Genomic DNA, 22,048 nt, shown 5'->3' with positions numbered 1-22,048 from the left:
CGGCCCCGCCCGGCAAGGCGCATCAGGCGGCCATGGCCGATGAAGACCTGCTGATCCGATCCCCCGTCGCCCCCGCCGCCGGGGCTGTCCAGGGCCGCGCCCTGCCGGCGAACCTTGAGGCGGAGGCCGCCTTCCTGGGCGCGGTGCTGATCGACAACCGCGTGCTGGAGGAGCTGGTAGCCCCCTTGCGTGCCGAGCATTTCTTCGTGCCGCTGCACCAGCGCATCTATGAGCGGGTCGTGACCCTGGTGGACCGTCAGATGGTAGTCACCCCGGTCACTCTCAAACCCTATTTCGACGGGGACGAGGCGCTGGCCCAGCTTGGCGGCACCGGTTACCTGGCGCAGCTTACGGCCGATGGGCAGGGCCTGCTGGCCCCGCGCGAACTGGCCCAGCAGATCTATGACCTGGCGCTGCTGCGCGAACTGGTGAGCGTGGGGCGCGAACTGGTGGAAAGCGCGCTCGACACATCCGAGGAAGTGGAGCCGCTGCGCCAGATCGAGCGGGCCGAAGCCGCGCTCTACCGCGTGGCCGAAGGGGCATCCGAAGGCAACGAGGCGCAGGCCTTCCGCCAGTCCAGCCTCACCGCCATCCAGCAGATCGAGAAGGCGCTGAATTCCGGCGGCCATATCTCCGGCCGCACTACCGGCCTGTCCGACCTCAACGGCAAGATCGGCGGCCTGCACGACAGCGACCTCATTATCCTGGCCGGCCGCCCCGCCATGGGCAAGACATCGCTCGCCACCAACATCGCCTTCAACTGCGCAGACCGCTATCGGCGCGACCTGAAGGATGGGATAGACATGAGCAAGTCGGTCGGCGCGCCCACCGCCTTCTTCAGCCTGGAAATGAGCGCCGACCAGCTCGCCACGCGTATCCTGGCAGAACAGGCCGAAATCAGCAGCGAGCGGCTGCGCATGGGCAAGATCAGCCACGACGATTTCCAGCGCATCAGCCGCGCCAGCCAGACGCTGAACGACCTGCCGCTGTACATCGACGATACCCCGGCTCTCACCATCGGCGCGCTGCGCACCCGCGCGCGGCGGCTGAAGCGGCGGCACGATATCGGCCTGATCGTGATCGACTACCTGCAACTGCTGCAAGGGTCGGGCCGCGCCAACGACAACCGCGTGAACGAGATTTCCGAGATCAGCCGCGGCCTGAAGACTCTGGCCAAGGAGCTATCCGTCCCCGTGATTGCGCTCTCGCAGCTATCCCGCGCGGTCGAAAGCCGCGAGGACAAGCGGCCACAACTGTCGGACCTGCGCGAATCGGGTTCGATCGAGCAGGACGCCGACATGGTGTGGTTCATCTTCCGCGAGGAATATTACCACAATGCCGCCAAGCCAGACGATCCCACCGAAACCAGCAGCGCCGATGCCGTGGCCAAGTATGACACCTGGATGCAGCGGCACCTGGAAGTGGTCAACAAGGCAACCGTGATCGTGGCCAAGCAGCGCCACGGTTCCACCGGCAACGTGCAATTGAAGTTCGTCAGCGAGTTCACCAAGTTCATGGACCTGGCGCCCGAATACCAGCGCGACGATTACGACTAGGCCGCCATCCATGACCGATTTTCCGCCGTCCGATCCGGTCGATTTGGACCCCGTCGCGTTGACGGGGCGCCTGATCGCCTGTCCCAGCGTTACCCCGGCCACCGGCGGCGTGTTCGATGCCTTGCAGGCAATGGTGGAGCCGCTGGGGTTCACCGTGCACCGCTGGATCGAGGGGCAGGATGCCACTGGCCACGAAGGGCCGGTGGAGAACCTGTTCGCCGTGCGGCACGGCCCGGCGGGCAGCCGCCACTTCGGCTTTGCCGGGCACTTGGACGTGGTCCCGGCGGGCGAGGGGTGGACTGCCCATGCCTTCCAGCCCGAAGTGCGCGGCAACCTGCTCTACGGGCGCGGCGCGGTGGACATGAAGGGGGCCATCGCGTGCATGGTCGCTGCCCTGGCCGATATTCCCGCCGATGCCGGCACGATCAGCCTGATCATCACCGGCGACGAGGAGGGCGAGGCGCAGCACGGCACCCGCGCACTGATGGAGCGGATGGCGCAGCTGGGCGAAAAGCCCGACCTGATCCTGGTGGGCGAACCCACCAGCGTTCACCGACTGGGCGACATGATGAAGATCGGCCGCCGCGGATCGATCAACGCCTGGTTCACCGTGGAGGGGCGCGAGGGACACGTCGCCTATCCGCACCTGGCCGATAATCCGCTGCCCCGGCTGGTGGCGCTGCTGGCCGACCTTGACGCTATGGAACTGGACCACGGCACCGACTGGTTCCAGCCAAGCAACCTGGAAATCACCGAGATCACGGTAGGCAACAAGGCCACCAACGTCATTCCCCATCGCGGGATGGGGCGCATCTCGATCCGCTTCAACGATACCCATTCGGGTGCCGGCCTGTGCGCCCGCCTGGAAGAGATCGCCGCCCGCCACGGGGCGGTCGCGCGTCCGAAGATCTATGGCGAACCGTTCCTGACCCCGCCGGGCGAGTTCTCCGCCATGATCGCGGCGGCGGTGGAGGCCGAGACGGGCCTGATCCCCGAACCCTCGACCTCGGGCGGCACATCCGACGCGCGGTTCCTGAAGAGCATCGCCCCGGTGATCGAATTCGGCCTGTGCAACGCCACCATGCACAAGCGTGACGAGGCCGTGGCGCTGGACGATCTCTACGCCCTTACGCGGATTTACCGGCGGATCGTGCTGGCGGCATTGTCATAACCGGTTCGTCATGCTGAACTTGTTTCAGCATCCATCAGGCGGCTAGCTCAGTTGTCAGAAGCCAGCACAGTTACTGCGGACTGATGGACCCTGAGCCGAATTCAGGGTGACGAGAACAATGAGGAGCCGGGGTTTATGACCGCAGACACCGCCGAAATCGCCGCCCCCGCCGCGCCGCCGCACAGCAACCGCCTGCAATGGCGCATCCTGATCGGCTTCGTCACCGGTCTGGTGGCGGGCCTGCTGGCCTATACCTTCGCGCGTGATGCGGCCTGGGTGGATACCCTGGTCACCTATGTCACCGGACCCATCGGCCAGGTGTTCCTGCGCCTGCTGTTCATGTTGGTGATCCCGCTGTTGTTTTCCGCGCTGGTGGTGGGCATTGCCGACATGGGCGAGATCCGCAAGCTGAAGGCCGTGGGCATCCGCACGCTGGTCTACACGGTGGTCGTCTCCAGCATCTCGGTTGCCGTGGCGCTGGCCTGCGTCAATGTGCTGCGCCCCGGCGGCGGGGTCGATCCGGCGGCAGCGCAGGACCTGCTGGACCAGGGGCGCGAGAATGCCGGGGCCATCGTGCAGGCGGGGGCCGAGGCCAAGACCGGGGTGGAAGCGCTGCTCTCCATCGTGCCCAACAACGTGGTCGCGGCGATGAGCCAGAATGACATCCTGGCGGTGATGTTCTTCGCGCTGTTCTTCGGCATCGGCCTGCTGGTGGTGGAGACGCGGCGCACGGCGGTGCTGAAGGATGCGATCGAAGGCGTGTTCGAAGTGGCGATGAAGCTGATCGGCTTCGTCATCCAGTTGGCCCCCATCGCTATCTTCTGCTTCATGTTCAACCTTTCCGCCCAGTTCGGCTGGGACCTGCTGTTCAAGCTGGCGGCCTTCGTGGGCGTGGTGCTGCTGGCGCTGGGCTTGCAGATGTTCGGCGTGTTCTCGCTGCTGCTGAAGTTCATTGCGAAGAAGAGCCCCGTCGCCTTCTTCAGGGAGACGCGTGAGGCCAGCCTGATGGCCTTCTCCACCGCCAGTTCCAACGCCACGCTGCCCACCGCGCTGCGCATCGCCCAGACCGAACTGAAGCTGCCGCCGCAGATCAGCCGTTTCGTGCTGACCATCGGGGCCACGGCCAACCAGAACGGCTCGGCCATGTTCGAAGGGGTGACCGTGCTGTTCCTGGCCCAGTTCTTCGGCGTGGACCTGGGGCTGGGCGACCAGCTCTTCGTGATGTTCCTGTGCATCCTGGCCGGAATCGGCACCGCAGGCGTGCCCGGCGGCACCCTGCCGGTGATCGCCCTGATCCTGGCGGGCGTGGGCGTGCCGCCCGAAGGCATCGGCCTGATCCTGGGGGTGGACCGCTTTCTCGACATGTGCCGGACCACGGTGAACGTGGTGGGGGACCTGGTGGCCGCGACCGTGATCAGCGCCAAGAGCGGGGATGTTGCGCCGCCCGAGCTGGCGGGAACCTGATCACCGCCCCTTCGGCGGTTCCAGCACCTTCTGCTTGAACCGGCACAGGTCCACCACCGGGCAGCGCCAGCATTCGGGCGTGCGCGCCTTGCACACATAGCGGCCGTGCAGGATCAGCCAGTGGTGCGCGCCCAGGCGGAAGGGCTGGGGGACGGCCTTCTCCAGCTTGGTCTCCACCTGGTCCGGCGTCTTGCCCTTGGCCAGCCCGGTGCGGTTGCCTACGCGGAAGATGTGCGTATCGACTGCGAAGGTTTCCTGCCCGAACCAGCAGTTGAGCACCACGTTCGCCGTCTTGCGGCCCACGCCGGGTAGGGTGACGAGCTCCTCGCGCGTGCTGGGCACTTCCCCGCCGAAGTTGTCGACCAGCAGGCGCGCCATCGCCATCACGTTCTTCGCCTTGGAGTTGAACAGGCCGATGGTCTTGATGTGCTCCTTCAAGCCATCCTCGCCCAGGTCGAGCATCTGCTGCGGGGTCTGCACCCTGGCGAACAGCGCGCGGGTGGCCTTGTTCACCCCCACATCGGTCGCCTGGGCCGAAAGGGTAACGGCCACCAGCAACTGGTAGGCGTTGCCATATTCCAGCTCGGTCTGCGGATCGGGATTGTCCTCGGCCAGGCGGCGGAAGAATTCGAAGATTTCGGCCTTGGTCATTCGGGTCAAAGCCCCAGTACCTGCCCCATCGTATAGCGACCCGGCTCGCGCCCGATCAGCCACTCCACTCCCTTCACCGCGCCGCGGGCGAAGATCATGCGGTTTTCAGCCAGGTGGGTGAGGGTGATGCGTTCGTGATCTCCCGCGAAATGGACCAGGTGTTCGCCCGCCACGGTGCCGCCGCGCAGGGCGGCAAAGCCAATGGCGCCTTCGGCCCGGCGGCCGGTGTGGCCGTGGCGGCCTGATTCGGTGTGATCGGCCAGCGATATGCCGCGCCCCCTGGCCGCCGCCTCACCCAGCAGGATCGCCGTGCCGCTGGGGGCATCCACCTTCATCCGGTGGTGCATTTCGACGATCTCGATATCCCAGTCCGGCCCCAGGCGGCTGGCGGCTTCCTGCACCAGGTGCGCCAGCAGGGTCACGCCCAGCGAAGTGTTGCCGGTCTGCAGCACCGGCACCACGCGCGCGGCATTGTCGATCGCCTCGTGGTGGTTGGCATCAAGGCCCGTGGTGCCGACCAGGATGGGAATCCCTGCGCCGATGGCGGCGTGCAGGTTGTCGTTAAGCGCCGGGGGCGCGGAGAAATCGACCAGCGCATCCGACTGGTCAGCCAGGCCCGCCACGTTCTCGCCCCGGTCCACGCCGCCGCTGACTTCGTGCCCGGCAGCCTCGATGGCATCGGCCAGCGCCTGCCCCATGCGCCCCGCGCTGCCGATGATCCCGATGCGTGCCATTTGATCTATTCCCTTTGCGGTGCTTCATGGTCGACATGACCGATATACGCAACATCGTGATCCTGACCGGCGCGGGGATCAGCGCCGAGAGCGGGCTGCGCACCTTCCGTGCCGATGATGGCCTGTGGGAAGATCACCCGGTTGAGCAGGTGGCCACCCCGCAGGGCTTTCGGCGCGATCCGGACCTGGTGCAGCGCTTCTATGACGAACGGCGCGCCCAAGTCCGCGCGGCCAACCCCAATGCCGCGCACCTGGCGCTGGGGCGGCTGGACATGGGGTGGAAACGGGGTGACCTGCTGATCGTCACCCAGAACATCGATGACCTGCACGAACGCGGCGGCGCGGCCCGCGTGCTGCACATGCATGGCGAGGCGCTCTCGGCCTGGTGCACAAATTGCGATGCCCGCCACCGCTGGACAGGCACCTTGCGAAACAATCCGCCGTGCCCATCCTGCGGCATGGCCAGCCTGCGCCCTGACATCGTGTGGTTTGGCGAAATGCCCTACCGGATGGAGCGGATCTACCGCGCGATCGCGGGGTGCGACCTGTTCGTCTCCATCGGCACCAGCGGCGCGGTCTATCCGGCAGCGGGCTTCGTGCAGGAAGCGGGCAGGGCCGGGGCGCGCACGCTGGAACTGAACCTGGAGGAGAGCCTGGGCAGCCGCGTGTTCAGCGAAACCCGGCTGGGCAAGGCCAGCGAGATCGTGCCCGCCTGGGTGGAGGAGATGCTGGCTGGCTGATTGGCCCGCAGGCCCGGTCAACCCACCCAGCCAAGGACCATTGCGGTCAGCGGATTGGCGGGATCAGCCAGCAGCCTTGCCGTCAGCGCCAGTGACGAAACGATCAGCAGGGGGCGGGCAATCCCCGCTCCGAAGCGCATGGCGAAGTGGGCACCTGCCTGGCCGCCGGCGGCGCTGCCCACGGCCATTGCCAGCCCGATGATCCACAGCACATGGCCACCCGCCACCAGCACTGCCAGGCCGGCGACATTGCTGGCCAGGTTCAGCACCTTGGCATGGGCGACCGCGCGGATCAGGCCAAGGCCGAACACGGCCACCAGCGCCGTGGTGAAGAATGATCCGGTGCCAGGGCCGAAGAACCCGTCATAGCAGCCGATCACCATGGCTACGCCCGCCAGCGCTAACGGCCCGGCGCGGCTGTGCCGGTCAGCGTCGGACATCCGGGGCGCGAAGCAGTAATACAAGGCCATGGCGATGAGCAGAGCCGGCAGCAGGGCCGACAGGAAGGTGGAATCGATCCGCGTCAGGATGAAGGCGCCCACGGCAGAGCCCGCGAACGAGGCCGCTATCGGCACGGCAAACTTGCGCCAGTCGATATGCCCGCGGCGCGCAAAGGCGATCACTGCCCCGCCGGTGCCGATGGTGCTTTGCAGCTTGTTTGTGGCAATCGCGGCCACCGGGGGCACGCCGGCTGCCAGCAGGGCGGGAATGGTGATCAGCCCGCCGCCACCGGCAATGGCATCAATCATGCCCGCCACAAAGGCGGCCACCATCAGGGCGGCGATCAGGTCAAAACCGATGTCCATGGGTGTTCCGGGCCAACAGGCTGGCTAGCGCTGTTTCCTGGCCAGCGGGGCGGTGAAGTCCGGGTCCTTGTTTGCCACCCAGCTGACGAACTTGGCCACGGCGGGATCGGCCAGCAGGCTGCCGGCATCCATCCCGTGGCGCTGCAATTCGCTGGTGGTGAAATTGGCGATCAGGAAGTTCTGGCACACCGGGTGCATCGGCACCGTCTCGCGGCCGCCACGGCTCTTGGGAATGGGGTGGTGCCAGACCACGGTTTCACCCGTTACGCGCCCGCACAGCCAGCAGATCGGCGCTTCGGTTGCGGCTTCGGGCTCGTCTTCCTCGATGCCCCAGCGGTCCTTGCTCTTCTTTGCCATGCGCGTTTCCCCTAAGCGTGAGAGGCCTTAGCGCAAGCAGCGCCCCGTGCCTAATCCCCCCTCAATCGCGCCTGGTCAGGAAGCCGTGCATCCACAGCCAGTCGGCAAAGGCGGGGAACCAGCCCGTGCTGGTGGTGGTCTTCTGGTACATGCCGAAGCCGTGGCCGCCCTGCTCATAGAGGTGGAATTCCACCGGCCGCCCGGCATTGCGCCAGCTTTCGACGATTCCGAAGCCGCCCCCGGCAAACAGAGGATCGTCCGCCGCCAGGGCAACGAACATCGGCGGGGCATCGGCGGGCACCGGCATGGCCGCCATGGGGCCATAGATATTGCCCAGGAACGCAGGCCGCGCATCATCAACGCCCACGTATGTCGCCATGGTCAGCATGGCTCCGGCGGAAAAGCCGATCATGCCGATGCGGTCCGGGTCCACGCCCCATTCGCCAGCACGGGCGCGCACCAGGGCAAAGGCGGCGCGCGAATCGGCCAGTTGCGCCGGGCTGTTGGCGGCTGCCTCGGCCACGCTGAGATTGCCGATGCGGGTGGTGGTGAGCACGGTGCGCATCGAGGCATCGAAAGCGGCCAGTTCGCCCGGCGACTGGCGCAGCCGGTATTTCAGTACGAAAGCCGCCACGCCGCGGGCCGCCAGCGCACGGGCCACGTCCCAGCCTTCGTTTTCCATCGACAGGGTGATGAAACCCCCGCCGGGAGCCACGATCACGGCCGCGCCGCTGCCGCGTCCGTCTTCTGGCAGGAACGGCGTCAGCGTCGCTTCCACCACGTTGCGAGCGAAATGGCTGCCGTATTGCATGTGCCAGCTTTCGCCGTTCTGCGCATCGGGCAACCGGCCGGTACCCAGGGAAATCGCGGTCGGCTGGGCCGGTTCGGCAATCGCCGTCATTGCCTCCTGCGCCAAGGCTACGCCAGGCAGGGACACAGTGGCCAACGGCAACAGCATGGCGGCGAAACGGTGAAGCGAGAACATGGCGGCAAATCCCCTCGGGTCTGTTTGCTGCAACACTACTCTGACAAAAGGCCGGGTCAACCGGCGGGCGCGGTGTTCCGCTGCCGGGTGCGCCCGCCGATGGCGTAGTGCAGCGGTATGCCCGCCAGCATCAGCGCCAGGCCCAGCCCCCCCGCCTCGATCCCGGTGCCATAGAGCACCCACAAGCAGAAGCCGATCGCCAGCACGGCTACAGGGCGCAGCAGCCTGACCAGAATCGCGGCGGCGGCAATGCCGATGTAGAACCAGATGGCGGAGGCCGTGGTCAGCAGCAGCATGAATTCCAGCACCCGGCTACCCATGCCGGTGACGCTGCCCCACATCAGCGCCAGCCCCAGCGCCAGGCCCGCCAGCAGCGGGCGGGCAGCCACGCCGCGCGGGTTCAGCGGAGCCACCCAGTCGGGCAACTGCCCGTCACGCACCATGCCCAGCGGTACCTCGCCCAGCATCAGCACCAGCACGTTGAGGCAGCCGATGGCGCTGATCGCGGCGAACAAGGCTACCGCGTCACCCGCCCAGGGCCCCAGGTTGCGGCTGACGAACAGGGCAACCGGCGCGGAACTGGCGGCCAGCTCGGCCTGCGGCGTGGTGGCGACGATCCCCGTGCTGACCGTGGCATAGACCAGCAGCACGCCCACGATGCCCAACACCGTGGCGCGGGCCACGTTGCGCGCCGGATCGCGCACCCGCTCGGCCAGCATGCCGGCGTTCTCCAGGTTCAGCATGGCGAAGAACACCAGCCCCAGCGCCGGGGTCAGCAGCGCGGGACTGACGGGGGCAGCCTCGCTGCGGGTGAAGGCCGTGGGCTCGGCAGCCGCCAGCCATGCGGTGATTGCCACCACCAGCACCAGCGGCAGCAGTTTCAGCACGGTGGTCACTACCTGGAACACCCCGGCTTCGCGCACGCCGCGCAGGTTCAGGGCCGTCAGCGCCAGCAGGATCAGCGTGCCGCCGATCACCTCTACCCATACCCCCTGCGGCGCGGCAGGAAACAGGTGCAGGAGATAGGCCGTTGCCGTCATTCCCAGCACCGGCAGGGTGGTGACGATGGTCAGCCAGTAGATCCATGCCAGCAGTCGCCCTGGCAGCAGGCCCAGGATATCGCCGCAGTTGGTGACGATGCTGGGTTCGGTCGGCCGCCGGGCGGTGAGGGCAACAATCAGCCAGGCAATCAGCAATGCCCCCGCGCCCGCCGCCAGCCAGGCGATGAGGCCGGTCCAGCCATAGGGGGCGAGGCTGGCGGGCAGGGCAAAGATGCCCCCGCCGATCATCCCGCCCACCACCAGCGCGGTGGCGGTCCACAGGCCGAAGGGCCGCTCGATCGTATCGGTCATCCATGACCCTCCCCGATGGGGAAGGTGTCACAAACCGGTCAGGGTGCGAAGCGGTTTCTGCCGCAACGGTTCAGGCCGCGTGACCACAGGCCTTGCACGCCGGGTCCTTGGCGATCTTCAGCGTGCGCATCCCCGGCTTCAGGCCGTCGAGGATGTGGAGCTGGCCCCACTGCGGTTCACCCATCTGCGGGGCGATGAGGACGCGGATGGCCTGCATGGCGGCAAAGCTGGCGGTCCAGCCGGACATGGCACCCAGCATCCCGTCTGCCGCGCAGGTATCGCAGTCCTCGGCATCGAAGGCGTCGCCGACGTAGCAGCGGTAGCAGGGCGAAGACACGAGGTGCCCGGCAAAGGCGCCGACCTGCCCCTGGAAGCGGCCCACGGCAGCCGACAGCAGCGGCACCCGCTCGGCCACGCAGGCATCGGCCATGGCCAGGCGGGTGGCGAAGTTGTCGGTGCCGTCCAGCACCAGGTCCACCCCCTCGATCATGCCGGGGGCGCTGTCCGCCGTGATGCGGGCATCGGAGATGGTCACGTCCAGCGCGCGGTCGAAGTTGGCCACCCACTGCCGCGCGGCCACCGCCTTGCCGTGGCCCACGTCGCGCTCGGTATAGATCGTCTGGCGTTGCAGGTTGGTGGTGTCGACGCTGTCGTTATCCACCAGCGTCAGCTTGCCCACCCCGGCGGCGGCGAGGAACTGCAGGGCCGGCGCACCGATGCCGCCAAGGCCCGCCAGCAGCACATGGCTGCCCGCCAGCTTCACCTGCCCCGCGCCGCCGATCTCCGGCAGCACGATGTGGCGGGCGAAGCGGTCCAGACGATCCGGGGACAAGGTCATGGACAGCCTGTTGGCAGGCTGTGCGCAGGCTGTCGACAGCCATGTGGACATGGCTGGGGATGGGATATTGGCTGTGTGTGGAAGCCCACCCCGCTGCGACCAGGCAGCAAGCTGCCAAGTCTCGCTCCCCTCCCGCAAGCGGGAGGGGTTGGGGGTGGGCGAAAACCTCAGCTCTCCAGTTGCCGCAGCAGGCTGCGCACGTCGCCGTCCATGTCCGCATCGCGCTTCCTCAGGTCTTCGATCAGCCGCACCGCATGGATCACGGTGGAGTGGTCGCGCCCGCCGAACTTGCGGCCGATCTCCGGATAGGAGCGGGGTGTCAGCACCTTGGCGAGATACATCGCCACCTGCCGCGGGCGGACCACGGCGCGGGCGCGGCGCTTGCTGCTCATCTCCGCACGGTCGATGCGGTAGAACTGGCACACGGTACGCTGGATCTCGTCGATGGTGATCCGGCGGCGGTTGGCGGAAAGGATGTCGGTCAGTTGCTCTTCGGCCAACTGGAGCGACACGTCCTGCCCGGTCAGCTGGGCATAGGCGACCAGCTTGTTGAGGCCGCCCACCAGCTCGCGCACGTTGCGGTTGATCGTGCGGGCCAGGAACTCGATCACGTCGGCCGGCACATCCAGCGGGGCAAAGCGAGTCAGCTTCGATTCGAGGATCTGGCGGCGCAGCTCGATATCGGCGGGCTGGATGTCGGCCACCAGGCCCATCGACAGGCGCGAGAGGAGGCGCGGTTCCACCCCGTCCAGCGCCTGCGGCGCGCGGTCGGCGGCGAAGACCAGCCGCTTGCCTTCGGCCAGCAGGGCATCAATCGTGTAGAGCAGTTCTTCCTGCGCGCTGGCCTTGCCGATGATGAACTGGATATCGTCCACCAGCAGCAGGTCGAAACCCCGCAGGCGCGACTTGAACTCCATCATCTCGCCGCTCTTCAGCGCCTGGACGAATTCGACCATGAAGCGCTCGGCGCTGCAGTAGAAGATGCGCGCGCGGGGGTGGGCCTGCAGGTAGGAGTGGCCGATGGCGTGAAGCAGGTGCGTCTTGCCCTGGCCGGTGGCGGCCTTCAGGTAGAGCGGCGAGAACTGCGGCTTCTCGGTCCGCGCCATGCGCTCGGCGGCGTTCTTGGCCAGCACGTTGGTGGTGCCGGTGACGAAGGCGGCAAAGGTCTGCGTGGGGTCCAGGCCAACGGACGAGGTGAAGCCGTCCTCGCCGATCGATTCCATCGCCAGCGTGGCATCGTTGGCGGCGCGGTGGCCGAAGCCGTCCTCGCCGCGCAGGTCGATGTCGGCCAGCTTGCGGCGGCCCGGCTGCACCTTGATGGACAGCTGGCGCACTTCGCTGCGGGCGATCTTCCAGGCCAGGCTCAGCCGGTCATGGAACCGGTCGTTGACCCAGTTGGCGGCGAATTCGGTGGGCAGGAACAGCTCCAGCGTGCCGGTCTGCGCGTTGAAGCTGCCCAGCTGGATCGGGCGGATCCACTGGGTGTAGAGCTGGTTGCCGAGGTCCTTGCGCAGGCCCTGGCTGATATCGGCCCAATCCGCCTGCAGGGCGAGGGCTTCCTGGTCTTCCATTTTGTCGGCTGCCCCTTCGCGTTTGTCCTGGCCACGCCCCGATTGCGGTCCCACTCTGATCATTGCCTCGACTATCCCCGTCCGAATTGCCGCTCGGCCCCCCCTGCATGAGCCTTAACGCCATCAAAAAAGCTGCCATCCGCCGCTGCAAAACAGTTTCCCCACCGCAGAAGCTTCCTGTTGAAGCGCCTGCAGAGCCTGTTCGTGCGAATGTCAGTACTGCCTGCCTGTGACCGGTCGGCCCGGCTGGCAAAAGCAGTTATGCAGATCGCTGCGAGCGGGGGAAGAGGGCTGCCACAAAATTTAAATAAATAATGGGTGTTGACACCCCGCAACCCCGCAGGCGTGCGTTCAACCCCATGATTCCTATGACAAACTTATGTGACAAAGCCGCGAATCGTGGAAAATCCGACACTTTCCGCATTGCACAACCGGCCTGCACCGCGGATGCGAAAAAGGCCGCCGGTTTTGCCGGCGACCTTGATGCGGTTTGTTCCGATTGTGTTCTGCCGGGGCTGCCATCCGGGGCCGAATCAGCGGCCCCGAATCAGCCCGGCGAAGCTCAGAGGCCGGCGACTCGCTTGGTCAGGCGGCTGAGCTTGCGCGAGGCGGTGTTCTTGTGCAGCACGCCGCGGGCCACGCCGCGCGCCAGTTCCGGCTGGGCAGCCTTCAGGGCTTCGGCAGCGGCGGTCTTGTCGCCATCGGCGCAGGCCAGTTCCACCTTCTTCACGAAGGTGCGGATGCGGCTCATGCGGGCACCGTTGATCTCGGCGCGCTTCTCGTTGCGGCGGATGCGCTTCTTGGCTTGCGGCGTATTGGCCATGGTCGTCCTTAAACTGTCGCGCCGCTGGCGCGGCCGGTCTTTGTTTCACAAATCGCAGAAGGCGGTTGCCCGCCGGAAAGCGCGGCCCTTAGCGGCGACGGGGCGAATCGTCAACGCCGAACCACCCCCGGGCGGCTACTTCTGGCACCGGGGGCAGAACCAGGTGCTGCGCCCGCCCTGCACGATCCGCCGGATCACCCCGCCATCGTCCTTCTGGCAGGCCTGCCCCTCGCGCCCGTAGACGGCGAAGCGGGTGGCGAAATAGCCCAGTTCGCCATCGGGCTGGACATAATCGCGCAAGGTGGAGCCACCATCGCGGATCGACTGTTCCAGCACCGCGCGGATCGCGGGCACCAGCCGGGTGAGCGCCGCCAGCGAGACGCGGCCGGCCGCCTTGCGCGGATCGATGCCGGCCATGTGCAGCGCCTCGCACACGTAGATATTGCCCAGGCCAGCCACGATCCGCTGGTCAAGCAGCAGCAGCTTCACCGCCTGCTTGCGACCGGTGAAGGCGGCCTTCAGGTGAGCGGCTGTCAGCCCATCGCCCAACGGCTCCGGCCCCATCACGGCGAAGGCGGGCCATGCGTCCAGCAGGCGGGTATCGACCAGGTCGACAAAGCCGAACCGGCGCGGGTCGTTCAGATGAAAGCGGTGGTCGGGGGTTTCCAGCACCAGGTGGTCGTGCTTGTCCGGTGCGGCGGGGTTGATCCGCCACGATCCGCTCATGCCCAGGTGGAACACCAGCGTGGTCTCGCGATCGGTGTGGATCAGGCCATATTTCGCGCGGCGGCCAAGCCCCGTCACCCGCGCGCCGGTGAGGCTCTGGACCAGGCCCGCGGGGAAGGGAAAGCGCATGTCCGGCCGGTTCTGTCGCACCGCTTCCAGCCGCTCGCCATCGAGGAAGCGGGCAAGGCCGCGCACGGTGGTTTCGACTTCGGGCAGTTCGGGCATGACGGGGCGGGAGGTAAGACCCAAGACCGGTCTTGTCCATGCCGCTGCAGGCCCCTAGCTATCCGCCACCAAGACGAGAGGGATCCAAGCCATGTCAGCCTACCAGTCCAGCGTGCCCGTGCTCATCGCCATGCTCACCAACATCAAGGCCTGGCTGGACAAGGCGGCCGAGCAGGGCGACGAGGCCACGCTGCTGGAAGCGCGGCTGGCGCCCGACATGTACCCGCTGCCCAAGCAGATCCAGCTCGTTTCCGACAGCGCCAAGGGTTGCGGCGCGCGGCTGGCCGGGGCCGAGGCCCCCTCGATGCCCGATACCGAGGCCAGCTTTGCCGAACTGAAGGAGCGCTGCGACAAGACCATCGCCTTTCTGCAAGGACTGGACCCGGCGGCAGTGGACGCCGGGATCGGGCGCGAGATCGAGATCAGGTTCCCCAACGGCGGCGGCATCCGCTTCGATGGCGCGACCTACCTGAACGGGTTCGTGCTGCCCAACGTCTATTTCCACGCCAGCATGGCCTATGCCATCCTGCGGGCAAACGGGGTGAACGTCGGCAAGCAGGACTACCTGGCCCATCTGGCGGGCCACATGTTCGCCCCGCCGGCAGCCTGAGGCGGCTTTCGCTGGCGCGGCCTCAAGGCAGTCGCTAAGGCGCAGCGCATGAGCAACGACACGGTTTCCTTCGGCTACGAAGAGGTTTCGCCCGCCGAGAAGACGCAGCGCGTGGGCGCGGTCTTCTCCAGCGTGGCGGCCAAGTACGATGTGATGAACGATGCCATGTCCGCCGGCATGCATCGCCTGTGGAAGGACCGCTTCGTGCGGCGGGTGAAACCGCAGCCGGGCGAGGCGATCCTTGACATGGCTGGCGGCACGGGCGACATCGCCTTCCGCATGGAAGAACGCGGGGCCAGCGTCACCGTGTCGGACATCAACCAGGACATGCTGGATGTGGGTATCGAACGCGCGATGCAGCGCGGCATCGATGGCCTGGTGTGGAGCCGCCAGAACGCCGAGGCCCTGACCTTCGAGGACCGGGTGTTCGATGCCTACACCATCGCTTTCGGCATCCGCAACGTGACCAACATCCCCGCCGCGCTGAAGGAAGCGCACCGGGTACTGAAGTTCGGCGGGCGGTTCTTCTGCCTGGAGTTTTCCAGCACCGACTGGCCGGGTTTCAGGGAGGTCTACGACCTCTATTCGCACAAGCTGATGCCCAAGATCGGCAAGCTGATCGCGGACGACGAGGACAGCTATCGCTACCTCGCCGAGTCGATCCGCCGCTTTCCCAAGCCGCTGGAATTCGAGGCGATGATCCGCGCGGCGGGTTTCGTGAACACGCGGGTCGAGAAGATCCTGGGCGGCGCGGTCAACATCCATTCGGGGTGGAAGGTCTGAGTTGACCCGTCCTTCCACGCATATCCTGCGGCTGCTCGGCTGGGGCCGGACGCTGGCCAAACACGGCGCGCTGCGTGGGATCGAGGGCGATCCCAACACCCCTGCGCCGGTGCGGCGGCTGGTGCGGCTGGCCCGCTTCGGCACCCGCCAGCCGCGCGTGCCGGACTATGCCACTGCCTTCCAGCAAATCGGGCCCGCGGCAATCAAGCTGGGGCAGACGCTGGCCACCCGCCCCGACCTGGTGGGCGAGGAAGCCGCGCGCAACCTGCTGACCCTGCAGGACAACCTGCCGCCGGTGCCGTTCGAGGCGATCCGCGCGCAGATCGAAGCCAGCTTCGAAGCCCCGCTGGAAGCCCTGTTCACCCATGTCGACCCCGATCCGGTGGGCGCGGCAAGCATCGCGCAGGTCCACCAGGGCGTAACCACCGATGGCCGCAAGGTGGCGATCAAGGTGCTGCGCCCCGGCATCCGCGAGAAGTTCGCCCGCGATATCGTAACCTACGAATGGGCCGCCGCGCACCTGGAAGCCATGGGTGGCGAAGCCCAGCGGCTGCGCCCACGGCTGACCATTGCCAATTTCAAGCGCTGGACCAACCGCGAACTGGACCTGCGCCGCGAAGCCGCCTCCGCTTCCGAGCTGGCCGAGTTCATGCGGGCCATTCCGCAGTACCGCATCCCCGCCATCGACTGGGACCGCACCAACGGCCGCGTGATGACCATCGAGTGGGTCGACGGCATCAAGATCAGCAATGTAGAGGCGCTGAGGGCTGCCGGGCATGACCTGCCCGACCTGGCGCGGCGGCTGGTGCTGGCGTTCCTCAACCAGGCGATCAGCGCCGGGTTCTTCCATGCCGACATGCACCAGGGCAACCTGTTCGTGGCGGATGACGGCACCATCGTGGCGATCGATTTCGGCATCATGGGCCGGATCGACCGGCGCGCCCGCCAGTGGCTGGCGGAAATCCTCTATGGCCTGACCACGGGCAACTATCGCCGCGTGGCCGAGATCCATTTCGAGGCGCAGTACGTGCCCAGCTATCACTCGGTCGACGAGTTCGCGACCGCGCTGCGCGCCGTGGGCGAGCCGATGCGCGGCAAGCCGGTGAGCGAGCTGAGCGTCGGCCAGATGCTCGACGGCCTGTTCGCCATCACCCGCGATTTCGACATGCAGACCCAGCCGCACCTGCTGCTGCTGCAGAAGACCATGGTGATGGTCGAGGGGATCGCCACCCAGCTCGATCCGCAGATCAACATGTGGGACGTGTCCGCCCCCTTCGTGCATAGCTGGATCCGCGACGAACTGGGGCCGGAGGCGGCGATTGCCGACCGGATCAAGCAGGATACCGAAACGTTGCTGCGCGTGCCCGCGCTGATCCGCCGGCTGGAAGAGATGTATCCGCCCAAGGGCGGCGCGCCCGAGCCGCCGCCGCTGCCGGACGTGGAACTGGTGTGGCAGCGCCGCTCCAGCCGCCGCAGCAGGTGGGCCGGCTACCTGGCAGCCGCGCTGGCGGGTGGCCTGGCCGCATGGGGCGCTGGCACGCTGGGCTGGCTGCAATAGCGCAGCTGTGCAAATCGCCCGCGCGCGCCATTGAAACGTTACCGCCGCCGGTCCAGTCAGCTCGTTCATGAACCCGACCCTTCTCAAGGATCCCGTGGGCTGGTGGACCGCCCTTGGCCGCCCGTTCCTGCGCTTGCCGCGCTGGGGGGCGATTGCCGCCCTGCTGGTGATCGTGATGTCGCTGGGCTGGATGGTCCACGCCACCAGCCAGCTCGACGTGGCCGAGAAAGCGCGGGTGGCGGCCCGGCCCAAGGACTCGATCGGCGACGTGGAGCTCTATCGCCGTGTCACCCGCCGGGTGGCGGAAGGGGAGAGCTTCTACGTCGCCTCGCTGGATGAACAGCGCCAGCACCGCTATCCCACCAAGCCCTTCGTCACCGTGCGCCCGCCCACGCTGGCCACGCTCACCGCCATGCTTGGCAAGCAGGGCGGCAAGATCGTCAGCGGCGGGCTGTTCGTGGTGTGCCTGGCGCTGTGGCTGTGGCGGCTGGACAAGGCTGGCGTGTCCATAGCGGAGCGGGGGCTGGCCGTGGTGGCGATGGCGATCTTCGGCATCACCCTGTTCCGCGAAAGCGCCATGCTGTTTCACGAGGTGTTTGCCGGCTTGCTGCTGGCCATCGCCCTGGCGCTGGTGCGACAAGACGGCAAGATGTGGCCGGTGCTGCTGCTGGGGGCACTGGCGCTGGCCGTGCGCGAACTGGTGCTGCCCTTCATCCTGCTGTGGGCGGTGTTTGTCGCCTTCGATCGCAACTGGAAGGGCGTAGCGGCGGCGCTGGGCGTGGTGGCGCTGTTTGCCGTGGGCATGATGCTGCATGCCCAGGCGGTGGCGGCCAACGTGCAGCCGGGCGATCTCGATTCCCCCGGCTGGGATGCGCTCAACGGTCCGCGCCTGCCGTTCTACGCCATGGCCAAGCTGACCGCGCTGGTGATGATCAAGCCGTGGATTGCCGCGCCGCTGGCCATGCTGCCGCTGGTGGGCTGGGCGGCGCTGGGGGGAAGGCTGGGTCTGTTCGCCAGCCTGTGGTTCCTAGGCTATTTCCTGATGCTGGCGTTGTTTGCCCGCACCAACAACAACTACTGGGTGCTGCTGGTGCTGCCGGCCTATGCCATCGGCTTCGCCCTGTTGCCCCGTGCGTTGTGGGAACTGGCGAGGGTTGCAGTCAAAGGGCCTAAAAGCCTATCTTAACCAAGATGCGTCATGGCAGGCTCCGGTAAAGTGCCGGGAAGGGCCATGTTGCAGCAACTGATCCAGCGAGAGGGCCGCGCAGAACCGATGACGAACCCGCGTGTCCTGCTGGTGGTGGGGGGCGGCATCGCGGCCTACAAGGCGTGCGAACTGGTGCGCCTGATCCGCAAGGGCGGGGCCGATGTCACCTGCGTGCTGACCAACGGGGGCGCGCAGTTCGTCACCCCGATGGCGCTGGCTGCACTCTCCGGCAACCAGGTCCACACCAGCCTGTGGGACCTGAAGAACGAAGCCGAGATCGGCCATATCCAGTTATCCCGCCAGGCCGACCTGGTGGTGGTGTGCCCGGCGACTGCGGACCTGATGGCCAGGATGGCCGCAGGCATCGCCGACGATCTTGCCACCACGCTGCTGCTGGCGACCGACAAGCCGGTGCTCTGCGTGCCGGCCATGAACGTGCGCATGTGGTTGCACGAGGCGACCCAGCGCAACGTCCAGTGGCTGGCCGACAGCGGCATGCGGGTGATGCTGCCCGACGAGGGCGAGATGGCCTGCGGCGAATTCGGCCCCGGCCGCCTGCCCGAACCTGAGATGGTCTGGCTGGAAATTGCCGACATGCTCGGCCTCGATCCCGGCGATGCGGGGCACGACCAGGTGGCTGCCTACTTGCGCCGCATGGCCGAGGACGAAGTGCCCGAGGGCGAGGACGGAGAAAGCGTGGCGGCGGAAGGCGGCGCGCTTTCCAGCCTGCTCGGCTCACTGATCCAGCGCACCACCCCGCACCGCATCGACATGGACGAGGCGGGCATCGACATGGACGACCTGCCCGAGGCGGCAGAACTGTCCGACGGCGGACCAGATCTGCCCGAGCCCGATCCCGCGCTGGGCGGCCCGGTCCTGGCGACCAAGGGCAAGGCCGTGGCCGCCCCGCCCACCGACCGCGAGGCGATCAACCACGAGGTCAACGCCCGCCAGGCGGCGCCGCAGCCGTTCGAGGGCGAGGAAGCCGCCGCGCCGGTTGCTCCGCTGGCCCCCTCGCTTGCCCCCACACCTCCCCCCGCCATGGCCAAGGCCGTTGCCGCCGATCCGCTGTCGGGCCAGCCCGAATTCGCCGCCACCGACCATCGTCCGCTGCATGGCAAGCACCTGCTGATCACCGCCGGCCCTACGCACGAGGCGATCGATCCGGTGCGCTACCTGGCCAACCGTTCCAGCGGCAAGCAGGGCTTCGCCATCGCTGCCGCAGCTGCGGCTGCGGGCGCGCGGGTCACGCTCGTTTCCGGCCCCGTTAACCTGCCCACCCCGCCGGGGGTTGACCGGATCGACGTGGAAAGCGCCGAGGAAATGGCCAGGGCGGTCAAGGAAGCGCTGCCCGCCGATTGCGCGGTGATGGTGGCCGCCGTGGCCGACTGGCGCCCGCGCGATTACCAGCAGGAAAAGATCAAGAAGCGCGGGTCTGCCCCGCCGGCCCTCATGCTCACCGAGAATCCCGATATCCTGGCCATGGTGGCGGCCAATTCCAAGCGGCCCGATCTCCTCATCGGCTTTGCCGCCGAGACCGAGAACGTGGTCGAAAATGCCCGCAAGAAGCGCAAGAGCAAGGGCGTCGACTGGATCGTGGCCAACGATGTTTCGGGTGACGTGATGGGCGGCGATCGCAACAAGGTGCACGTGATCCGCGAACGCAAGGCGGATGACTGGGAAGACCTGACCAAGGACCAGGTGGCCGCGCGCCTGGTGCAGGAAATCGCCGAGCAACTGGAGAAGGTGCATGGCTGATCCGCTGCTGTCCCACGTGCCGGTGCGCCTCAAGCGCCTGCCGCACGGCCACGGCCTGCCGCTGCCCGCCTATGCCACGCCCGGCGCGGCGGGGATGGACGTGGTGTCCGCCGAGGAGCTGATCCTGCGGCCCGGTGCCCGCCATGCGGTGGCCACCGGCTTTGCCGTGGCCATTCCGCCCGGCTACGAGATCCAGGTGCGCCCCCGTTCCGGCCTGGCGCTGAAGCACGGCATTACCGTGCCCAACACGCCGGGCACGGTCGACAGCGACTATCGCGGCGAGGTGAAGGTGATCCTGATCAACCATTCGCCGGACAACTTCCCGATCCAGCGCGGTGACCGGATCGCCCAGTTGGTTGTCTCCCCCGTCACCCTCGCCCGGTGGGACGAGGTGGAGGAACTGGACGAAACGATGCGCGGGGCCGGCGGCTTTGGCTCAACCGGCGGTCACGCGGGGCTCTAGCCGCCCGCGCGCTGCGGCCAGCCGGAAGCACCAGGCCGAGGCACCCCAGATAAGCGCGAAGAAGGCCAGCACCCCCCATTCCACCGCATGGCCCGGCATGGTCCACAGCATGGCCACCAGGCCCACGGCGAACTGGCCGACAGAGATGCCGCCCATCACCCAGCGCATGGCGGCGGGGCGGAATCGCAACGCCAGCCCCACGGTGACGCCCGCCAGGGCCATGCCGATGAAGGCCAGGTTGGTCGGCTCGTCCTCGCTGCCCAGCATCCCCACCGCGCCGTTGATCCACACGGTCAGGAACAGGGCCAGCACCGCGATGGCGATGCCCACCTTGTGCGGAGCGGACCGGCCCACGACGATCGCCAGTTCGGTGCCTGCACCCAGCACGCCCAGCAGGACACCGGCAAACAGGAAGTCCGATCCGGTCCAATACACTTCGGGTGTCATCCGCATGGCGATGGCGGGCAGGGCCAGCAGCGCGGCCAGCGCGCCCCAGCCGGCGATGCGCCAGCCGGTCAGCATCTTGTTCGGTCGGTCGGTCATGGTCGGGTCTCCGTTCAGCAAGGCCCGGCGTGTGCCGCTTTGCGTGGTGAGCGGCATGAGCAATTCCTGAGCAATCGGCGAAAAGCTTCCCAACCGCGCGCAGCGTGGCATAGCTGCCGGCATGGCTAACCCCCCCATGCTGCATTTCGGCGATTTTGCCTTCGATCCGGCGAACCGTCGCCTGACGCGGGCGGGCCAGCCGGTGGACCTGGGCAGCCGCTATTTCGATGCCCTTGGCCTGCTGCTGGCCCATCCGGGCGAACTGGTGACGAAGCAGCGCTTCATGGACGAGGTCTGGCGTGGCATTCCGGTGACCGACGAGGCGCTGACCCAGTGCATCCGCACCCTGCGCCGTGCCCTGGGCGAGCGAGCGGGGGCCGCGCAGTTCATCGAGACCGTGCCCAAGCATGGCTATCGCTTCGTGGCCGAGGTTTCCTTCGCAGGCGCCGCCGCGCCGCTCGCCGTCACCCAGAAGCCGGAGCGTCAAGGCGGACTGGCCGCTGCCGCTGCTGCGGGCGGGGGTGCGGCAGGCGCGCTGGGCGGGCTGGCTTACGGCCTGCTGGCCGGTTCGGGCACGGCGAACGTGCTGCCGGTGCTGGCCGGCCTCGGCCTGACGCTGGGGGTGATGGGCGGTGCTGGCGTGGGCCTGGGCATGGCGCTGGCGCGGATGCTGGTGCCCCGGTCAGCCGCTGCCCTGGTTGCCGGGGGAACTGGCGGCGGCATGGTGGCAGGCGCGGTGGGCCGCCTGCTGGGGACAGACGGGATCGCAGTGCTTACCGGGGCGAGGATCGGCCCGGTTACCGGCTTGCTCGAAGGGCTGGTGCTGGGCGCGGCGGTGGCGTTGGCCGTGCTGCTGGCCGCGCGCCTGCGACCTGTTGCCGCTGCCTTGGCGGCCAGCCTGGCAGGCGGCCTGGCCGGCCTGCTGATCGCGCTGGCCGGCGGCCGGATGCTCGGTGGCAGCCTGGCCCAGCTTCAGGGCCGCTTTCCGGAATCCGGGCTGGCCGTGGGCGCGCTGGCCAGCGGACCGGCCGCCACGGCTGCCACCGCTGCCGAGGCCGCGCTGTTCGTCAGCGGAATCGTGCTGGCGGAGGGCTGGCGCGCCCGCCGTGCTGCGGCCGCGGGCTGAA

23 protein-coding genes are annotated in these 22,048 nt (G+C 67.6%); 12 read left to right on the top strand and 11 right to left on the bottom strand.

The genetic code is table 11. The annotated features are described in order from the left end of the window. Positions 1 to 32: 32 nt before the first annotated feature. The 3 genes from GRI99_RS17445 (at position 33) to GRI99_RS17435 (ending at position 4,191) form a co-directional block, all read left to right on the top strand. Positions 33 to 1,556: a replicative DNA helicase gene (locus tag GRI99_RS17445; RefSeq protein WP_160773344.1), complete on the top strand. Its 1,524-nt coding sequence runs from the start codon at positions 33 to 35 to the stop codon at positions 1,554 to 1,556. A gap of 10 nt (positions 1,557 to 1,566) precedes the next feature. Continuing rightward, the gene (gene dapE / locus GRI99_RS17440) at positions 1,567 to 2,727 is read left to right on the top strand and encodes a succinyl-diaminopimelate desuccinylase (protein WP_160773343.1); all 1,161 of its coding nucleotides are present in this window, start codon (positions 1,567 to 1,569) and stop codon (positions 2,725 to 2,727) included. Between the two features lie 135 nt (positions 2,728 to 2,862). Continuing rightward, the gene (locus GRI99_RS17435; protein WP_160773342.1) at positions 2,863 to 4,191 is read left to right on the top strand and encodes a dicarboxylate/amino acid:cation symporter; all 1,329 of its coding nucleotides are present in this window, start codon (positions 2,863 to 2,865) and stop codon (positions 4,189 to 4,191) included. Here GRI99_RS17435 and nth read toward each other — a convergent pair whose 3' ends face one another. Further along, complete coding sequence (gene nth, locus GRI99_RS17430) at positions 4,192 to 4,842, bottom strand: endonuclease III (RefSeq protein WP_160773341.1); 651 nt, start codon at positions 4,840 to 4,842, stop codon at positions 4,192 to 4,194. Positions 4,843 to 4,847: 5 nt separating this feature from the next. Next, complete coding sequence (dapB, locus tag GRI99_RS17425; RefSeq protein ID WP_160773340.1) at positions 4,848 to 5,576, bottom strand: 4-hydroxy-tetrahydrodipicolinate reductase; 729 nt, start codon at positions 5,574 to 5,576, stop codon at positions 4,848 to 4,850. Between the two features lie 35 nt (positions 5,577 to 5,611). Here dapB and GRI99_RS17420 point away from each other — a divergent pair, with 35 nt between their 5' ends. Beyond that, complete coding sequence (locus GRI99_RS17420) at positions 5,612 to 6,316, top strand: NAD-dependent deacylase (protein WP_160773339.1); 705 nt, start codon at positions 5,612 to 5,614, stop codon at positions 6,314 to 6,316. Positions 6,317 to 6,333: 17 nt separating this feature from the next. Here GRI99_RS17420 and GRI99_RS17415 read toward each other — a convergent pair whose 3' ends face one another. From GRI99_RS17415 to dnaA, 6 genes are all read right to left on the bottom strand, one after another. After that, positions 6,334 to 7,122, bottom strand: a complete 789-nt coding sequence (locus GRI99_RS17415; RefSeq protein WP_160773338.1) for a TSUP family transporter — start codon at positions 7,120 to 7,122, stop codon at positions 6,334 to 6,336. A gap of 24 nt (positions 7,123 to 7,146) precedes the next feature. Next, a complete protein-coding gene (locus GRI99_RS17410) occupies positions 7,147 to 7,479 on the bottom strand; it encodes a hypothetical protein (protein WP_160773337.1) in 333 nt (110 codons plus the stop codon). Between the two features lie 61 nt (positions 7,480 to 7,540). Beyond that, positions 7,541 to 8,464, bottom strand: coding sequence for an alpha/beta hydrolase (locus tag GRI99_RS17405; RefSeq protein WP_160773336.1), 924 nt, complete (start codon positions 8,462 to 8,464; stop codon positions 7,541 to 7,543). A 56-nt stretch (positions 8,465 to 8,520) separates the two neighbouring features. Beyond that, on the bottom strand, positions 8,521 to 9,816 hold the full coding sequence (locus tag GRI99_RS17400) for an APC family permease (protein WP_160773335.1): 1,296 nt from the start codon (positions 9,814 to 9,816) through the stop codon (positions 8,521 to 8,523). Positions 9,817 to 9,886: 70 nt separating this feature from the next. Next, the gene (locus tag GRI99_RS17395) at positions 9,887 to 10,654 is read right to left on the bottom strand and encodes a HesA/MoeB/ThiF family protein (protein WP_160773334.1); all 768 of its coding nucleotides are present in this window, start codon (positions 10,652 to 10,654) and stop codon (positions 9,887 to 9,889) included. A gap of 167 nt (positions 10,655 to 10,821) precedes the next feature. After that, positions 10,822 to 12,225 carry a chromosomal replication initiator protein DnaA gene (gene dnaA / locus GRI99_RS17390; RefSeq protein ID WP_160773333.1) on the bottom strand — a complete coding sequence of 468 codons (1,404 nt, stop codon included), beginning with the start codon at positions 12,223 to 12,225 and terminating at the stop codon, positions 10,822 to 10,824. A 107-nt stretch (positions 12,226 to 12,332) separates the two neighbouring features. On the opposite strand from dnaA, the gene GRI99_RS18920 reads away from it, so the two are divergent. After that, positions 12,333 to 12,458, top strand: coding sequence for a hypothetical protein (locus tag GRI99_RS18920; protein WP_272917427.1), 126 nt, complete (start codon positions 12,333 to 12,335; stop codon positions 12,456 to 12,458). Between the two features lie 329 nt (positions 12,459 to 12,787). Here GRI99_RS18920 and rpsT read toward each other — a convergent pair whose 3' ends face one another. Next, on the bottom strand, positions 12,788 to 13,048 hold the full coding sequence (rpsT, locus tag GRI99_RS17385; RefSeq protein ID WP_160773332.1) for a 30S ribosomal protein S20: 261 nt from the start codon (positions 13,046 to 13,048) through the stop codon (positions 12,788 to 12,790). A gap of 135 nt (positions 13,049 to 13,183) precedes the next feature. Continuing rightward, positions 13,184 to 13,999 (bottom strand): bifunctional DNA-formamidopyrimidine glycosylase/DNA-(apurinic or apyrimidinic site) lyase, encoded by an 816-nt coding sequence (gene mutM, locus GRI99_RS17380; protein ID WP_160773331.1) that lies wholly within the window; start codon positions 13,997 to 13,999, stop codon positions 13,184 to 13,186. A 91-nt stretch (positions 14,000 to 14,090) separates the two neighbouring features. Between mutM and GRI99_RS17375 the strand changes: the two genes are divergently transcribed. The 6 genes from GRI99_RS17375 to dut all read left to right on the top strand — a co-directional run bounded on the left by GRI99_RS17375 (position 14,091) and on the right by dut (position 20,378). Further along, positions 14,091 to 14,609 carry a DUF1993 domain-containing protein gene (locus tag GRI99_RS17375; protein WP_160773330.1) on the top strand — a complete coding sequence of 173 codons (519 nt, stop codon included), beginning with the start codon at positions 14,091 to 14,093 and terminating at the stop codon, positions 14,607 to 14,609. A gap of 48 nt (positions 14,610 to 14,657) precedes the next feature. Next, positions 14,658 to 15,392, top strand: coding sequence for a class I SAM-dependent methyltransferase (locus GRI99_RS17370; RefSeq protein WP_160773329.1), 735 nt, complete (start codon positions 14,658 to 14,660; stop codon positions 15,390 to 15,392). Between the two features lies 1 nt (position 15,393). Next, the gene (gene ubiB, locus GRI99_RS17365) at positions 15,394 to 16,950 is read left to right on the top strand and encodes a 2-polyprenylphenol 6-hydroxylase (protein ID WP_160773328.1); all 1,557 of its coding nucleotides are present in this window, start codon (positions 15,394 to 15,396) and stop codon (positions 16,948 to 16,950) included. 67 nt (positions 16,951 to 17,017) lie between these two features. Continuing rightward, positions 17,018 to 18,136 carry a hypothetical protein gene (locus GRI99_RS17360; RefSeq protein ID WP_160773327.1) on the top strand — a complete coding sequence of 373 codons (1,119 nt, stop codon included), beginning with the start codon at positions 17,018 to 17,020 and terminating at the stop codon, positions 18,134 to 18,136. 87 nt (positions 18,137 to 18,223) lie between these two features. Beyond that, positions 18,224 to 19,915 carry a bifunctional phosphopantothenoylcysteine decarboxylase/phosphopantothenate synthase gene (locus GRI99_RS17355; protein WP_160773326.1) on the top strand — a complete coding sequence of 564 codons (1,692 nt, stop codon included), beginning with the start codon at positions 18,224 to 18,226 and terminating at the stop codon, positions 19,913 to 19,915. After that, positions 19,908 to 20,378: a dUTP diphosphatase gene (gene dut / locus GRI99_RS17350; protein WP_160773325.1), complete on the top strand. Its 471-nt coding sequence runs from the start codon at positions 19,908 to 19,910 to the stop codon at positions 20,376 to 20,378. The genes GRI99_RS17355 and dut overlap by 8 nt, the downstream gene beginning before the upstream one ends. Here the strand turns inward: dut and GRI99_RS17345 are convergent. Then, complete coding sequence (locus GRI99_RS17345; protein WP_160773324.1) at positions 20,352 to 20,921, bottom strand: DUF2244 domain-containing protein; 570 nt, start codon at positions 20,919 to 20,921, stop codon at positions 20,352 to 20,354. The genes dut and GRI99_RS17345 overlap by 27 nt on opposite strands. A 121-nt stretch (positions 20,922 to 21,042) precedes the next feature. Here GRI99_RS17345 and GRI99_RS17340 point away from each other — a divergent pair, with 121 nt between their 5' ends. Further along, positions 21,043 to 22,047 (top strand): winged helix-turn-helix domain-containing protein, encoded by a 1,005-nt coding sequence (locus GRI99_RS17340; RefSeq protein WP_160773323.1) that lies wholly within the window; start codon positions 21,043 to 21,045, stop codon positions 22,045 to 22,047. Position 22,048: the final 1 nt, after the last annotated feature.

It is taken from the genome of Alteraurantiacibacter buctensis (assembly GCF_009827655.1).
GTDB lineage: Bacteria > Pseudomonadota > Alphaproteobacteria > Sphingomonadales > Sphingomonadaceae > Alteraurantiacibacter > Alteraurantiacibacter buctensis.
The sequence above is the reverse complement of the archived record's forward strand: the minus strand, read 5'-3'. Positions and strand labels throughout refer to the sequence as shown.

Coding starts and splice junctions, on each gene's coding strand:
- GRI99_RS17445 (WP_160773344.1), top strand. CDS start 33: ATGGCCGATGAAGACCTGCTGATCCGATCCCCCGTCGCCCCCGCCGCC.
- dapE (WP_160773343.1), top strand. CDS start 1,567: ATGACCGATTTTCCGCCGTCCGATCCGGTCGATTTGGACCCCGTCGCG.
- GRI99_RS17435 (WP_160773342.1), top strand. CDS start 2,863: ATGACCGCAGACACCGCCGAAATCGCCGCCCCCGCCGCGCCGCCGCAC.
- nth (WP_160773341.1), bottom strand. CDS start 4,842: ATGACCAAGGCCGAAATCTTCGAATTCTTCCGCCGCCTGGCCGAGGAC.
- dapB (WP_160773340.1), bottom strand. CDS start 5,576: ATGGCACGCATCGGGATCATCGGCAGCGCGGGGCGCATGGGGCAGGCG.
- GRI99_RS17420 (WP_160773339.1), top strand. CDS start 5,612: ATGACCGATATACGCAACATCGTGATCCTGACCGGCGCGGGGATCAGC.
- GRI99_RS17415 (WP_160773338.1), bottom strand. CDS start 7,122: ATGGACATCGGTTTTGACCTGATCGCCGCCCTGATGGTGGCCGCCTTT.
- GRI99_RS17410 (WP_160773337.1), bottom strand. CDS start 7,479: ATGGCAAAGAAGAGCAAGGACCGCTGGGGCATCGAGGAAGACGAGCCC.
- GRI99_RS17405 (WP_160773336.1), bottom strand. CDS start 8,464: ATGTTCTCGCTTCACCGTTTCGCCGCCATGCTGTTGCCGTTGGCCACT.
- GRI99_RS17400 (WP_160773335.1), bottom strand. CDS start 9,816: ATGACCGATACGATCGAGCGGCCCTTCGGCCTGTGGACCGCCACCGCG.
- GRI99_RS17395 (WP_160773334.1), bottom strand. CDS start 10,654: ATGACCTTGTCCCCGGATCGTCTGGACCGCTTCGCCCGCCACATCGTG.
- dnaA (WP_160773333.1), bottom strand. CDS start 12,225: ATGGAAGACCAGGAAGCCCTCGCCCTGCAGGCGGATTGGGCCGATATC.
- GRI99_RS18920 (WP_272917427.1), top strand. CDS start 12,333: ATGAGCCTTAACGCCATCAAAAAAGCTGCCATCCGCCGCTGCAAAACA.
- rpsT (WP_160773332.1), bottom strand. CDS start 13,048: ATGGCCAATACGCCGCAAGCCAAGAAGCGCATCCGCCGCAACGAGAAG.
- mutM (WP_160773331.1), bottom strand. CDS start 13,999: ATGCCCGAACTGCCCGAAGTCGAAACCACCGTGCGCGGCCTTGCCCGC.
- GRI99_RS17375 (WP_160773330.1), top strand. CDS start 14,091: ATGTCAGCCTACCAGTCCAGCGTGCCCGTGCTCATCGCCATGCTCACC.
- GRI99_RS17370 (WP_160773329.1), top strand. CDS start 14,658: ATGAGCAACGACACGGTTTCCTTCGGCTACGAAGAGGTTTCGCCCGCC.
- GRI99_RS17360 (WP_160773327.1), top strand. CDS start 17,018: ATGAACCCGACCCTTCTCAAGGATCCCGTGGGCTGGTGGACCGCCCTT.
- GRI99_RS17355 (WP_160773326.1), top strand. CDS start 18,224: ATGACGAACCCGCGTGTCCTGCTGGTGGTGGGGGGCGGCATCGCGGCC.
- dut (WP_160773325.1), top strand. CDS start 19,908: ATGGCTGATCCGCTGCTGTCCCACGTGCCGGTGCGCCTCAAGCGCCTG.
- GRI99_RS17345 (WP_160773324.1), bottom strand. CDS start 20,921: ATGACCGACCGACCGAACAAGATGCTGACCGGCTGGCGCATCGCCGGC.
- GRI99_RS17340 (WP_160773323.1), top strand. CDS start 21,043: ATGGCTAACCCCCCCATGCTGCATTTCGGCGATTTTGCCTTCGATCCG.